Annotated in this window: 8 protein-coding genes and 2 tRNA genes; 7 read left to right on the forward strand and 3 right to left on the reverse strand. The window is 39.0% G+C overall.

Features of this window, described 5'->3' with window-relative positions:
* Positions 1-402: 402 nt before the first annotated feature.
* On the forward strand, positions 403-1,518 hold the full coding sequence (locus tag EI546_RS13415; protein WP_128251020.1) for a diphosphomevalonate decarboxylase: 1,116 nt from the start codon (positions 403-405) through the stop codon (positions 1,516-1,518).
* Here EI546_RS13415 and EI546_RS13420 read toward each other — a convergent pair.
* Together EI546_RS13420 and EI546_RS13425 are read right to left on the reverse strand one after the other, a co-directional pair.
* Positions 1,515-4,793, reverse strand: a complete 3,279-nt coding sequence (locus EI546_RS13420) for a CHAT domain-containing protein (RefSeq protein WP_128251021.1) — start codon at positions 4,791-4,793, stop codon at positions 1,515-1,517. The genes EI546_RS13415 and EI546_RS13420 overlap by 4 nt on opposite strands.
* Positions 4,794-4,893: 100 nt before the next feature.
* The gene (locus EI546_RS13425; RefSeq protein ID WP_128251022.1) at positions 4,894-6,021 is read right to left on the reverse strand and encodes a hypothetical protein; all 1,128 of its coding nucleotides are present in this window, start codon (positions 6,019-6,021) and stop codon (positions 4,894-4,896) included.
* Between the two features lie 209 nt (positions 6,022-6,230).
* Between EI546_RS13425 and EI546_RS13430 the strand changes: the two genes are divergently transcribed.
* Together EI546_RS13430 and EI546_RS13435 are read left to right on the forward strand one after the other, a co-directional pair.
* The gene (locus tag EI546_RS13430; RefSeq protein ID WP_128251023.1) at positions 6,231-7,169 is read left to right on the forward strand and encodes a mevalonate kinase family protein; all 939 of its coding nucleotides are present in this window, start codon (positions 6,231-6,233) and stop codon (positions 7,167-7,169) included.
* Positions 7,170-7,299: 130 nt separating this feature from the next.
* On the forward strand, positions 7,300-8,211 hold the full coding sequence (locus EI546_RS13435; protein WP_128251024.1) for a geranylgeranylglycerol-phosphate geranylgeranyltransferase: 912 nt from the start codon (positions 7,300-7,302) through the stop codon (positions 8,209-8,211).
* A 50-nt stretch (positions 8,212-8,261) separates the two neighbouring features.
* Here EI546_RS13435 and EI546_RS13440 read toward each other — a convergent pair whose 3' ends face one another.
* A complete protein-coding gene (locus tag EI546_RS13440) occupies positions 8,262-8,804 on the reverse strand; it encodes a TrmH family RNA methyltransferase (RefSeq protein WP_128251025.1) in 543 nt (180 codons plus the stop codon).
* A gap of 214 nt (positions 8,805-9,018) precedes the next feature.
* Between EI546_RS13440 and mutS the strand changes: the two genes are divergently transcribed.
* The 4 genes from mutS (at position 9,019) to EI546_RS13460 (ending at position 15,332) form a co-directional block, all read left to right on the forward strand.
* Positions 9,019-11,655, forward strand: coding sequence for a DNA mismatch repair protein MutS (gene mutS, locus EI546_RS13445; RefSeq protein ID WP_128251026.1), 2,637 nt, complete (start codon positions 9,019-9,021; stop codon positions 11,653-11,655).
* Positions 11,656-11,856: 201 nt separating this feature from the next.
* Positions 11,857-11,929, forward strand: a tRNA-Gly gene (locus EI546_RS13450).
* 107 nt (positions 11,930-12,036) lie between these two features.
* A tRNA-Leu gene (locus EI546_RS13455) sits at positions 12,037-12,122 on the forward strand.
* A 381-nt stretch (positions 12,123-12,503) separates the two neighbouring features.
* Positions 12,504-15,332, forward strand: coding sequence for a type I restriction endonuclease subunit R (locus EI546_RS13460; RefSeq protein ID WP_128251027.1), 2,829 nt, complete (start codon positions 12,504-12,506; stop codon positions 15,330-15,332).
* Positions 15,333-15,345: the final 13 nt, after the last annotated feature.

Genomic DNA, 15,345 nt, shown 5'->3' on the forward strand with positions numbered 1-15,345 from the left:
TAAATTGTAATTTTTTAATTTAATTCAAGCATATTGGCTCTTTAACGGTATAACGAATAATAGAAAAAAGGTCATCATGCAACTTATTTTTTTAACAAACCTTTGTGGCTCAGGATTTAGAAACTGAAATTTATAATGTGGATTTTAGTAAATTATCCGAAATCGGCTTTAAAATATTTTTAGAAAGTTTTTTGAGCAGATATACAAGTTTGAATATTTCATTTTTATAGAATATCGAGCGCAGTTACATTGGAATAACATAAATTGATCTAAGAACGCAGACCTTATTTTTCCCACATATTCTGGATTGCTTTCAGGGGAAATAGGGAAAGCTTTTCAAAATGGGACAGCTTTCGTCAAAAAAGAAGTTTATTTTTGTTCTGCTTTTAATTTTATAGATCTATGGAGCTTTTTTCGGGTTCAAATTATCCTAAAAATTTAATTTCAGGAAGGGTTTCCTGGCAATCTCCCAGCAATATTGCCCTGGTAAAATATTGGGGAAAATATGGGGAGCAATTGCCCATGAATGCTTCAGTTAGCTTCACCTTAAAGAATTGTAATACCCAGACATCTCTTTCGTTCGAGCCACGGACCAATATATCTTCTAAAGCTGTTGTAGAAAATTCACTTAAATTCGAATTTGAAGTGTTTCTAGATGGTAAAAGAGAGAAATCCTTTGAGCCTAAAATCCAAAATTTCTTTGAAAGGATTGAGGGTTATATCCCCTTTCTGAAGGATTTTAAATTCAAGATCGAAACTTCTAATAGTTTTCCACATAGCAGTGGTATTGCTTCTTCAGCAAGCGGAATGAGTGCTTTAGCCCTGTGTTTGGTGAATATGGAGCATAAGTTGCTTTCCTCCGATTCTACAAATTTCAAATTGACTGAAAAGGAATACGAGAAGGCATCCTTTCTCGCTCGATTGGGGTCAGGGAGTGCTTGTAGAAGTATTGGAGGACCACTTATTGTTTGGGGCGAACATCCCCAGATTGATGGTAGCACCAATCTCTACGGAATTAAATATCCTTTCGAAGTTCATGAATGCTTTTTAGATTATAAGGATTGCATCTTATTGGTGGATAAAGGAGAGAAACAAGTGAGTAGCACCATTGGGCATGATCTTATGCATAATCATCCATTTGCCGAACAACGATTTAAACAGGCAAACGGCAATCTTTCAGAATTGATTCCCGTTCTGCGCGATGGGAATATTCAGAAGTTTGTGGAAATCGTAGAAAGTGAAGCCTTATCGCTCCACGCAATGATGCTAACTTCTATGCCGTATTTTATTTTGATGAAACCTAATACCTTAGAGATAATCAACAGAATATGGGATTTTCGACGAAATACGGGAAGTAATGCATGTTTCACCTTAGATGCCGGAGCCAATGTCCATTTGCTCTATCCCGAAGCTGAAAAAGAAGCCGTTCTCAGTTTTATAAAGAAGGATCTTTCACGATTCTGCAAAAACGGAGAATTTATTTTGGATGAGGTAGGCCTTGGCGCTTCTAAAATTTAACTTGAATTTTTTTCTTGAAATTCGGAAGACTTCCGTCTTTTTAAGCCTTGCAAAAGAAGAAAAAGGATCAGCAATATAACTATTCCAACCGCTCCGTACCACATCCAGGAAATACCGGTATCCAAATCAATAGGAGTGGTGTCGCCGATAAGAACAAGTCCTGCCCAGTATTGCGGAGCAGCTGTCCGGCCCCTGGCGGACTTAATGTACTCCAGCTTAGCGTTTCGCAAAGCTTCATCCTTAGGTAGGCCCTTTGCCAGATTTTCATAAAAACGTCTTACAATCTCGGTGCTCGATACTTCATCTATTTCCCAAAGACTTGTCAAAATACTCTCACTGCCCGCATAATTAAACGCGTGCGCCAATGAAATCATTCCTTCTCCCGCTTGGTAGGTGGGTTTCCCCGTTTCACAAGCAGTCAGGATCGCCAAATTGGATGACAAATCTATATTGTAAATTTCATAGGAATAAAGTGAGTTGGCATCATAATCCTGTTTGTCATCCGTTCTTTTCGCAAATATTAGCCTACTCAATTCCGGACTTACATTATTGCTTTCCGCGTGGGTGCCAATGTGGATTATTTTATGTTCCTTGGCTCGGTCTATAAATAAATCTTTGCTGGCGTTTTCATTAATATAGTATTCGCCGTCAAAAATTCGGGAATATTCTTTTACCAAGTCTTCACTAAAAGGCTGGGGAAGAAGGGTGAGGTAAGTTTTATCCAGATTTACAGAATCTTTGATAGCCATTTTGTAATCCTCTTTCATCTTTTTCGTAAAGCCTGGAGCAAAGGCAATATATTCTGAGGAAAAGTTGGCTACCTTGTTTTTGTCCTTATAGAGGAGCAAACTAAAGTTGTATGAAATGTTGTATTTAGCCAATAAACTATTCGTGGCCATTTCCTTAAAATCCTTAATCGGTTCTGGAGTAAGGGTTTCAAAGCTAAGATTGAAAAGCTCTCGATCTGGCACGATAACAACATTTTTGGTTTTTACAAAACTTTCTAACGGAAACCAGAGTACTTGATATAGCTTATGGAGTTTTGGACTTATTTCTGAAACGGAAAAATTATTTTCTGAGAGATTGCTTATGCCATTTTCTAGCTTCTCCCAATTGAGTTTTATCATTTTTTTTATTGAGGAAGAAACTACAAATGCGTACAATGCGTCCTCAATAAATATATAGCGAATTACCGTAGTGTTTTCAGGAATTTTTTGCTGCAAGTCGTTAATTGGCTCCTCTATTGTGGCATAGCGCATTTTATAATATTTGGGATATTGCTGCTTTAGGGAATCCAGGAAATTATCCCAATTTTCTGAGGCCTCAAAGAACGCGGAAATATCCCCGGTTTCTGAATCGTCGAGAGAGGAAGCCAATTTTCCTTTTAGCTCGCTTTCCCGTACAACCAATTTTTGGGGAACATGCTGAAAGGCGAGGTTTTCCCGAAGATTTAAACGGGACCGGATGCGGTTATAAATGCTGGATTCGTGAAGAGATATCAGTTTATCTAGATACTTTTCATCCTGTGTAAGTTGGTAAAGTTCCAATCGTAACTTTTCGGTGAAATCTAAAAGTTCCTCATTTTCTGCGAGAAGTATTGCAATGTCATCATTATTGTTTACAACTTTTTTCCGGTGGTCCAGAATTGCAATTCCCTTGTTTATTTCTTCCAAAAGCGACTTTAATAGCTGTGGATTTTTGTTTTCCGAAAGATGGTATTTTGATGCTGCATTGATCAACAATGCTTGTGGTTTCCGGAATTGCCCCAAAATAGAATCAGTTGGACTAATTTTTACGTCTTTTCGTATATTGCTGAATGCCAGGGCCTCACTACTATACTTTTCCGCTTCTCTGTAATCTTTTAAGATGTAATGTACCTGGGCCAGATTTATGATATGGTTGAATTCCTGGATGGTGTTTTTAAAATCTCCTGTATGGGTAAAATCATAAGTTTCCCTGGCCAGACTGATTGCTTTTTCCCTTAAATTATTCCTTGCAGCAAAAAGAGAATGTTCCAAAAGTTGCTCTAGGAAATCCTTGGTATAATTGGGACCCATAGATTCCCGATACACTTGTTCTGCTCTTTCAAAATAAATAGCAGCATTTTCAACATCATCCATAGCTTGATAAATACTCGCTCGGGTACTTAGAGCCGCTGCCTGCCAATATAGGTCAGCGCTTGCGCTCGATTTTAAAAGTTCAAGGGCCTCATCGGCATCTGCAGCAGCATCCTCAAAATCACGGGAAGCAGTTTTTGCAGAGGCTAAATTTACCAGAGAAATAATGAGATAAGTATTGTTGCTATCGTATAGTTTCTTTTTCTGTTCATAGGAATATTCAAGTAATTCCAAAGACCGCTGATGTTGGCCTATTGTATTGTAAAAAGAGGCCATATTGTCCATTACCATACATTGGTTTCCCTTTGCTTTAAAGATCCGGGACTCATCGGTTGAGCGGTTTATGTATTCCTGAAATCCGGCAATGGCTTCTTGTGAAATCGAAATGGCTTCCTGATTTTTTCCCAAGGCATTCCATAATACCGATAAATTCAATTTTACAAGTGCCGGCCGGTAGTAGCGGTTCATAATATCATTTTCATCTGTTTTTTCCAACACCTTAACCGCTTCCTGAAAATAATATTTGGCACTGTCCAATTTTGACTCTTGCCACATCATTCCGCCCAAGGCATTATACACCTGATTGTAGAAAACATAATCGGGCTTTCCCGATTTTTTGAGGAGACGAAGTGCCCTTTGATAGTGATTGTTTGCCAAGGGGAAATCCCCCAGATGGGCGGCATAATATCCCATTCTATATTGTACACCAGCCAAGTCGGTGCTTTGAGGTTCTGTATTTTTGAGAGCATATGGAATTGCTGATTCCAGAAGATCGTAGGCTTTTTTTTGTTGGCCCATGTCATCGTAAATCCAGCCTAGTTCGGTTATAGCTTCAACAATGAAATGGGGATGGGCATTTTTTTTAATTTCTTCCGTGAGAATTTCTGCCTTTTTCAAGGCCTTCATTTTATCTCCATTATTTAATTTAAAGCTGCCCTCAAATTGGATAAAACTATACAGACTATCATACAACTTTTTACTTCTATAATAGGTTAAGGCTTTCTGGGTTTCTGTCCTGGCCCTCGTCAATGAGTCCCCTTCAATAAGATTTTGGATTTCTTTGACGGATGAAATCCTCTCTTGGGAAATCCCCTTAAAGAAAAAAACAAACGCTATAAATAGAAAGAGGAGGGTATTTTTTCGGTATTTTTTCCGCATAACTTAGAACCACTTAAGAGATAAGATATACCCGGGGATAGCGTGAAGTAAGATACAAATTATTTTTTATGGTTTTTATGCTCAGATAATTTTTAAATTTCTAGTTCTGCTCTTCAAATTCAGTCCAATTTTGATTGTTGACCCATTTATCCTGGTTGGGATTGTAGAGGGAATTATCGCTCATTATATATTCTCCTTGGTCATTAACCCAATATTGTTTAGCACCTGATTCAACCTTATAAGCTTGACCAGTACTGTGATCGCTAACATTGGTTGTGCCGCGAATGTTGTCTATCACTTGGCTGTGACTTCTATCATTGGCAGCTTGTCTGTATTTCCAATCGGTCATATTTTGGTCCATTGTCGCCATTCGCGCATTGTGGTTCGCAGTACTTCTTTCTCCTGCAGCCTTAATGTTGTCCATTCTAATTTGGTGATCTATATTGCTTTGTTGGGCTATTTGCATGTCCTTCTTATTTTGCTTTTGGATCCATTGTGGATTTACCTGTTTATTTAAAAGCCCATTTATATATTGTCTTTTCGCTTTTTCATAGGCACCTTCGGAGGATTCTAGAATAGTATAAATAACGCCCCAATATCCGCCGTAATTATCATAGGATACAAAATGGTGGAGTACTGTAAGAAGCTTGGTGCCATCAGGATCCTGCCATTCCAGACCCATAACGGTAAAGGTTTTTTGGGAAGGCAGACTTTTGTACTTCTGATCCTCGTACTGTTTGTCCCAAGTTGCCAGTTGGGGAATGGGAAATTTCCCGACGAGCTTTCTGTTTATTTTATTGCCATATGGGACAAAGGATTCATTTATAACCTGCTCAATAGACTTAGGAAATTGAATGGGAATTCCGCTTTGTTGATACATTTGGTTCGTCTGTTGGTCATTTGAAAACATATACATAGAAGCCCTCTCATTATAGATCTTAATCCCGTTTGGGCCTAAATAGCTGAACTCTTTATCGTTTTGTTTTTTCCAATTGGACGGCAATGGAATGCGGGACATTATCATGCCGCTTTGAGGATCTATGTTGTTATAATAGACAATGGTATCTCTTTTTGGTCCCTGTCTATTTTCTTCCGTTTTATATCCTCGACGATTTTCGCTTAATTGGGCCTCACGGTGATAGTTTGAGTCCTCTTCCAAATTGTTTAAACACGAAATTTGAAAAAAAGAGAAGGTTACTAAAATTAAAAAAGGAAAAGAATATTTCATGATTTCTGCATTTTATAATAATATAACGAGAGAGTTGGAAAAGGTCATCAAAACAGGGACGGAATCATTGCGCTACAGTATATTGTGAATTTGCGTCTAAATTTTATTGTTCATTAATTTTCAATGACTATTTGTTAAAATGATTATCTTTGCAGTGAGATTCGTTTTAAATTAATAACTATATTTTTAGATTTATTAACCAATAGCTTATGCACGGTCCTTTATTTTACTCAAAAATTCTTCTTTTCGGTGAATATGGAATTATAAAAGATTCCAAAGGACTTTCCATTCCGTATAATTTTTACAAGGGTGCGTTAAAGCTTGATAAGCACCATACCATCTCTACGCACAAATCGAACGCAGGGTTAAGGCGTTTTGCGGAATATTTGGAAAATTTACAACAGGAAAAACCCGAAATGATTTCCTTCGATCTTGAATCTCTAAAGGCAGATGTTGAGGCCGGTTTATATTTCGATAGCAGCATCCCCCAGGGATATGGCGTAGGAAGCAGTGGGGCTTTGGTAGCAGCGGTTTATGATAAGTATGCCAACAATAAAATTACGGTTTTGGAAAACCTCACTCGTGACAAATTGCTGCAGCTGAAAGCTATATTTTCAGAAATGGAATCTTTTTTTCACGGTAAATCTTCCGGCTTGGATCCGTTAAATAGCTATTTAAGTCTGCCTATTCTTATAAATTCCAGCGATAATATAGAACCTGCAGGAATTCCTTCCCAAACCGCCAATGGTAAGGGAGCTGTTTTTTTGCTGGACAGTGGAAATACAGGTGAAACCGCTCCAATGGTCCAGATATTCATGGAGAATATGAAGCAGGAGGGTTTCCGAAAAATGGTCAAGGATCAGTTCGTAAAACATACGGATGCCTGTGTAGAGGATTTTCTTTTGGGCGACGTAAAATCACTTTTTGGCAATATCAAACAATTGTCGAAGGTGGTTCTGGACAATTTCAAACCAATGATCCCAATTGAATTCCATAAGCTCTGGAAAAAGGGAATTGATACTAATGCATACTACCTTAAATTATGCGGTTCTGGAGGTGGCGGTTATATGCTCGGATTTACCGAAGATATCGAAAAAGCCAAAAAGGCGTTGAAAAATTATAAACTGGAAGTAGTTTATAGCTTTTAATAATTCTTATTTGCCTAATGGTAATTCCCAAGGTAGCATAACCTGTTAAGTTATAGATCAATCGATTGATAACTCCTATTTACCTGATGTAAAATCTTCCTTTATAGTTCCTCCCTCAATTTTGTAGTCTATGTTCAACAGGAAACAAAAACTCTTACTTCTTAAGTTTTTCAGTTTGTTTTCAGTGGTCCGTGGCTATAATATTTTAATCATCGTAATCGCGCAATATCTGGCAAGTATATATATTCTGGCGCCGGACTTGCCCGTGAGAAAAGTTTTGTTTGATGTTAATTTGTTGATGTTGGTACTTGCCTCCTCTTCTGCCATTGCCAGCGGATACATCATCAATAGTTTTTACGACAGCGAAAAGGATCTCATAAACCGTCCCCGAAAAACGATGTTGGACAGATTGGTAAGCCAACGCACAAAACTATCTACATACTTTCTGCTCAATTTCTTGTCCGTTATTTTTGCCAGTTACGTTTCGTTCAAAGCCGTCCTGTTCTTTTCGGTCTATATTTTTATGCTTTGGCTTTATTCCCACAAGCTTAAAAAATATCCCTTTATAGGAAATATAACCGCTGCTATCTTGGCGGTAGTGCCATTTTTTGCAATTTTCGTGCATTACGGAAATTTTGATATCGTAATCTTCGTTCACGCCACCTTCCTGTTTTTGCTTATTGCAATGAGGGAACTGGTGAAGGATTTAGAAAACATAAAAGGCGATCTCACCCACGGATATAATACCATTCCAATTGTATATGGAGAAATGACTTCCAAACGAATGTTGACGATTTTAAGCATTTTGACTTTGGTGCCAATTCTGCTACTTATTACAAAATTTAAGACGGAAATAGGATATATGGATTTTTATTTTTATGCCAGCATCGCGGGCCTAGTTGTATTCTTGGTGGTTTTATGGTATTCCAGAAATAAAATCCATTATATGGTACTTCATAATATTCTGAAGTTTGCAATCGTTCTTGGTGTTTTCAGTATTGTGCTTATCCACGTAGAATTATTGACCAGCCGATTTTTTTAATAGGAATAATTTTATCTTCATCTTCGACTTCATTTTCTACCAGCTACCCTCTATCCACTAATCTTCAACTTCACATAAAGATCCCAAACCACAACGCCAACACTCACCGCAATATTCAATGAATGTTTGGTGCCGAATTGAGGAATTTCGATAACTACATCGCTCGCTGAAACCACTTTTTGTTGCACTCCTTTTACCTCATTTCCGAAGACGATTGCATAGGTCATTTCTTGCTGTGTGGAAAAATCATTAAGGTTTACGGCAAGTTCCGCTTGCTCGATAGAAGCGACAAAAACTCCTTCCTTTTGAAGTTTCGAAACTACTTCCATTACATCTTCAGCATATTCCCATTCTACACTTTCTGTTGCGCCCAGAGCGGTTTTTTGAATGTCTTTATGCGGTGGTTTGGCGGTGATTCCGCAGAGATAAATTTTCTGGATCAGAAATGCATCGGCAGTACGAAACACAGAACCGATGTTGTTCAGACTACGAATATTGTCGAGGATAATGATAAGGGGAGTTTTTTCTACAGCTTTAAATTCGTCCGCATTGATTCGTTCAAGTTCGCTGTTTTTTAATTTTCTGTTTTTCATAGAAGGCAAAGTTAATTGTTAAAAGTTAATTCTACGACGCAAAGTTGAGTGGTTGAAGTCTCAAAATTTTCCTCTGGGAGACTCTGCGATACTCCGCGCAACTCTGTGAAACAACTTATACAGTTTGTTGATAAAAGCCAGCAAATCTCTATCACTTCATTTTTAAGAAAACTACATTTTCGTTACATTTATCGGTTAAAGAACATTTTGAGTTATGTCGAAGAAGGAAACCCCATTGATGAAGCAATACAACACTATTAAAGCAAAGTATCCCGATGCTTTGCTGCTGTTTCGAGTGGGTGATTTTTATGAAACTTTCGGTGAGGATGCCATCCGTGCCGCCGGAATATTAAACATTACCCTTACCGCTCGGAATAATGGTGGTGATAAAATGGAGCTCGCGGGTTTCCCACATCATTCCCTAAACACTTATTTGCCAAAACTTGTGATGGCGGGTTGCCGCGTTGCTATTTGCGACCAGTTGGAAGATCCCAAAATGACCAAAACCATTGTAAAACGAGGTGTAACAGAGTTGGTAACTCCCGGAGTTGCCTTTAATGATGATATTCTAAAATCTAAATCGAACAACTTTTTGGCCGCCATTCATTTTGGAACTTCCAAAGGCTCCATGGCAGTTAAAAATATTGGAGTTTCCTTTTTGGATGTTTCCACGGGAGAATTCCTGGTTTCCGAAGGTTCTGCTGAATATGTTGATAAATTACTTCAAAATTTTGGTCCCTCAGAAGTACTTTTCTCGAAACAAAAGAGGAAACTTTTTGCCGAAACTTTTGGCAATGAATATCACGTTTTTCATTTGGAAGATTGGATTTTCCAAACCGATTATACTTTTGAGGCTCTCACAAAACATTTCAATACAAAAAACTTAAAGGGTTTTGGAGTGGACCATTTGGAAGATGGAACTATTGCCGCCGGTGCCGCCCTTCATTATTTAAGTGAAACCCGTCATACCAAACTTCAGCACATCTCAAGACTATCAAGGATTGCAGAAGACGAATACGTATGGATGGATCGATTTACCATCCGGAATTTGGAGCTTTACCATTCAAACTCCCAGAATGCGGTGACGCTTTTGGATGTTATCGACAAAACCATTTCTCCAATGGGCGGAAGGCTTTTAAAGCGCTGGATGGCACTTCCCTTAAAAAATTCGGAGAAAATCACCAGACGACATGAAGTAGTCAGTTTTTTACTTGATAACCCTACAGTCTTAGCGAAAGTCCAGCAATACACCAAGCGAATTGGAGACTTGGAACGACTGATTTCAAAAGTTGCAACAGGAAAAGTGAATCCTCGGGAGGTGATTCATCTTAAAAATTCCTTGGAAGCGGTTGTTCCCATTAAAACTCTGGCTCTAGGTTCCAAGAATGAATCCCTGAAAATTATTGGAGAACAATTACACGATTGTGAATTGCTCCGAAATAAAATAAAGGAAACTCTTTTTGAAGAAGCTCCGGTAAATGTTTTAAAAGGAAATACCATCGCGGAAGGATTTTCAGAAGCATTGGATGACCTTCGCAATATTTCTGCGCATGGTAAAGATTATCTGGAAGAAATGCTGGAACGGGAAACCAAAAAGACTGGAATTTCTTCGCTCAAAATAGGTTCCAATAATGTTTTCGGATATTATATTGAAGTCAGGAACACCCACAAGGACAAGGTGCCCGCTGAATGGATCCGAAAACAAACACTAGTAAGTGCGGAACGTTATATCACTGAGGAATTAAAGGAATATGAAGCCAAGATTCTTGGAGCCGAAGAAAAGATTCTTGCCCTAGAACAGGAGTTTTTTGCCAAGTTAGTAGAGTGGATGCTTCAATATATTGGTACCGTTCAGCAAAATGCTTCTTTGATCGCACAGTTGGATTGTCTGTGTTCTTTTGCTACACAGGCTAGAGATGCAAATTACACCCGCCCATTATTTGATGATTCTTACGATCTTGATATAAAGGAAGGCCGGCATCCTGTTATTGAAAATCAACTTCCGCCAGACGCGCCCTATATTGCAAATGATGTCTTTCTAGATCGCGATAATCAGCAGATCATTATGATCACCGGTCCGAATATGAGTGGTAAATCGGCGATTCTTCGACAAACGGCATTGATTGTATTGTTGGCGCAAATGGGGAGTTTTGTTCCCGCTTCTGCAGTACGGATGGGTTGTGTCGATAAGATTTTTACCCGGGTGGGGGCGAGCGATAATATTTCGATGGGCGAATCCACCTTTATGGTTGAAATGAATGAGACGGCGAGCATTTTGAACAACCTTTCAGATAGAAGTCTAATCCTATTGGATGAAATAGGGCGTGGAACGAGTACTTATGATGGGATTTCCATCGCTTGGGCTATCAGTGAATATCTGCACGAGCATCCTTCGCGGGGAAAAACACTTTTCGCTACACATTACCACGAATTGAACGAAATGACCGAAACTTTTTCCAGAATCAAAAACTATAATGTTTCGGTAAAGGAATTGAAAGACAACGTGCTTTTTCTTCGAAAATTGGTTCCGGGAGGAAGTCAGCACAGTTTTGGAATCCACGTTGCCAAGATGGCCGGTATGCCTCAGGCGGTTCTCCTGCGAGCCAATAAAATTTTAAAACGACTGGAAAAAAGTCATGCTTCCGAAGAATTGACCGAGGACATGAAAGCCGTCTCCCAAGATGAAATGCAATTGAGTTTCTTTAAGTTGGACGATCCTTTGCTTGAAGAACTGAGAGAAGAAATTCTCGATATAGATATTGATACTTTGACACCAGTAGAAGCATTAATGAAACTTAATGAGATCCGGCGGATGTTACAACGGAATGCTTCCGTTAAGATGAAGAAGTAATGGATGGGAGAAAAGATTGAGCAAAGGGAGATATGGGTCTTTATCTAAAATTTTCCCTTCATTATTCTTTGCCATTTGGTTAAAAGTTTTAAATTTGCACCCGCTTGGATATCTAAGCGACGATCTTTAGAATTTATGCGAAAATAGCTCTCCCGGTGGTTATCGGGATGGTTTAGCGCTAAACGTTCTTAAAAATAAAATGCGAAAATAGCTCAGTTGGTAGAGCGCCACCTTGCCAAGGTGGAGGTCGCGGGTTCGAATCCCGTTTTTCGCTCGACCAAGAATGCCGATAGAGTATCGGCATTTTTTGTTAAGTCCAAAATGTTTCGGACAGATTGGTGTTAGGGTAATCTAAATGCCTTTATCGAGCGGAGCCGAGATGCTGATGTGGTGGAATTGGTAGACACGCCGGACTTAAAATCCTGTGCCCTTACTTGGGCGTGCGGGTTCAAGTCCCGCCATCAGTACTTTTGATTAACGCAATCGCTTGTTTAACAAGAGGTTGCGTTTTTTTATTCGCAAATTTGAACACAAATTGCGCACAGATTATTTGTAATGTTCAAAAAATTTATCTTCTAACCTTTTTTCAGTATATCTAAATATCTACCAGGATTTTATAAGTCAATCATTGGGGTAAATTCCCAGCTTCTAATTTAGCCACACCTTACGGTTTCCCATCGGGATTATATTTCTTTTAATTATACCTTAGCTTTTAATTATATATATAGTTCGAGCATCCAATTTATTATGAGTTTATTCGAGAAAAAGCACCTTAAGCAAGGTCGCCCCCATCAACGACTGTTAACATAATTTTATGTATTTTGCATACACCAAAATTTAAAATATAAATGTCTTCCATCAATCAAGATCCAGAGCAAATAGCACGCGATAAGATAGACCAAATGCTTCGTGAAGCAGGTTGGATGGTGCAGTCAAAGAATAAAGTTGACTTGTATGCAAATATTGGTGTTTCGGTTCGTGAATATCAAACCGATGTTGGACCAGCTGATTATGTGCTGTTCGTAAACCAAAAACCTGTTGGGATCATTGAAGCAAAACGGGAAGAGGAAGGGCATAGGCTCATAGCGGTTGAAGAACAATCCACTGGTTATGCTCAGGCAAAATTAAAATATTTAGACAATGACCCGCTCTCTTTTGTTTATGAGAGTACCGGTACAATTACAAGATTTACAGATCATCGGGATCCAAAACCGAGAGGAAGAAATGTTTTCAGCTTTCACAAACCCGAAACAATGGCCGAATGGTTAAAGAAAGGGAAAAGCCTAAGAGAAAGACTGCAATCAATTCCTGAACTGAATACTACAGGACTCAGGCCGGCACAAATCGTTGCTATTAATAACCTAGAACATTCATTTAAGAAAAATAGGCCGAAAGCACTGATTCAAATGGCCACCGGAGCCGGAAAAACATTTACAGCAGCTACTTTTGTATATCGTTTATTAAAACACGCCGATGCTAAGCGCATTCTGTTTCTGGTGGACACCAAAAACCTTGGTGAACAGGCAGAACAGGAGTTTATGACCTTTCAGCCCAATGACGATAACCGAAAGTTTACCGAACTCTACAATGTGCAACGCTTAACTTCAAGCTATATCGCTTCGGATAGTCAAGTGTGTATTTCTACTATTCAACGTCTTTATTCCATCTTAAAAGGAGAAGAGTTGGATGAAAGTGCCGAATTGGCAAATCCGGAAGAAAATTCTTGGATGCAACAGCAGATTTCCAAAAAGAAGGCCATGCCGGTTGAATACACCCCCAAAGTACCGATTGAACAATTTGATTTTATCGTTATTGATGAGGCGCACCGTTCTATTTATAATTTATGGAAACAAGTGCTGGATTATTTTGATGCCTTCCTGATCGGATTAACGGCAACTCCCGACAAACGAACTTTTGGTTTCTTTAATGAAAATGTGGTCAGTCAATATACGTATGAAGAATCTGTAACCGATGGCGTAAATGTGCCTTACGATGTGTACACCATAGAAACCGAAATATCCCAAAAAGGTGCAGTAATCGAATCGGGTTGGTTTGTGGACCGACGTGATAAACTCACCCGGGCCAAACGTTGGCAACAGGAAGATGAAGACACGGAATACAAACGCAACGATCTGGATAAAAAGGTAGTCAACCCCAGCCAGATCCGGAATATCATACGGGAATATAAACGCGCCCTAAAAACTACAATTTTCCCCAACAGAATAGATGCAAATGGCGATTATGAAGTGCCCAAGACTTTGGTATTTGCCAAAACGGACAGCCATGCCGATGACATTATAAAAATCATTCGCGAGGAATTTGATGAAGGCAATGACTTCTGCAAAAAAGTAACCTACAAAATTGAAGAGGATCCAAAATCCCTATTAAACCGTTTTAGAAATAATTACAATCCTCGGATTGCTGTCACCGTTGATATGATTGCCACGGGTACCGATGTAAAACCATTGGAAGTTTTGCTTTTTATGCGCGATGTAAAAAGCATCAATTACTTCGAGCAAATGAAAGGACGAGGAACACGTACTATCTCCTCGGATGCATTGCGCGAAGTCTCCGCAACGGCCACAAGCAAAACCCATTTTGTGATTGTAGATGCCGTTGGTGCTACCAAATCCAAGAAAACAGACAGCAGGCCGCTGGAGCGGAAACCCACGGTGGCTATGAAAGATTTATTGGGTGCCATTACGATGGGCGTGGCCGATGAAGATTTGTTTCTGTCATTGGCAAACCGATTGATCCGTTTGGAAAAACAGATTACCGATAAGGAGAAAGACAAATTATTGGATTATACTGGCGGTAAAAATCTAAAACAGATAACCAAGGAACTGATTACTGCTTATGATGTGGATGCTATTGAAACCAAAGCGCAATTAGCTATTGACAAATTGTGTACCGACGGAGTGCTATCCGTCTCTGATATAAGCCCGGCAATAAGAGAAGAAGCCAAAGCCAAAGCACAACAGGAATTGGTCCGCGAGGCAAGCAAAACATTTAATGGAGAATTAAACGATTACCTGGACAATGTTCGAAAACAGCACGAACAGATTATTGACAGCATTAATATAGATACCGTTACCAAAAGTGAATGGGACACCACCTCAGAAGATAAAGCAAAAGAAACCGTACAGAATTTTACAGCTTATTTGGAAGCCAATAAAGACGAGATCAAGGCATTGAGCATCTATTACAACCAACCTTATAACCGGCGAGATATTACTTTTAAAATGATCAAGGAGGTGATGGAGAAATTGCAAATGGATAAACCCACTTTGGCACCTGAAATGGTTTGGAATGCCTATGCAACTTTAGAAGAAGTAAAAAGCACACAGCCCAAAGATGAATTAACGGCTTTGGTTTCGCTTATCCGAAGGGCTTGTGGTATTGACAGCGAATTAAAAGCCTACGACAAAACCATAGACGAAAACTTTAGAAACTGGATTTTCAAACAAAACGCCGGACAACACAACCGTTTCAACCAGGAGCAGCTGGATTGGTTGCGCATGATCAAAGATCACGTGGTAAGCAGTTATCATATAGAAATGGACGATCTCGATTACACTCCTTTTGATGCCAAAGGTGGAAAAGGAAAAATGTATCAGTTGTTTGGAAAGGAAATGAATGGAATTATTAATGAACTTAATGAAATATTAGCAGCGTAGTCTTGAACCTTGA

Source organism: Aequorivita sp. H23M31 (genome assembly GCF_004022485.1).
GTDB lineage: Bacteria > Bacteroidota > Bacteroidia > Flavobacteriales > Flavobacteriaceae > Aequorivita > Aequorivita ciconiae.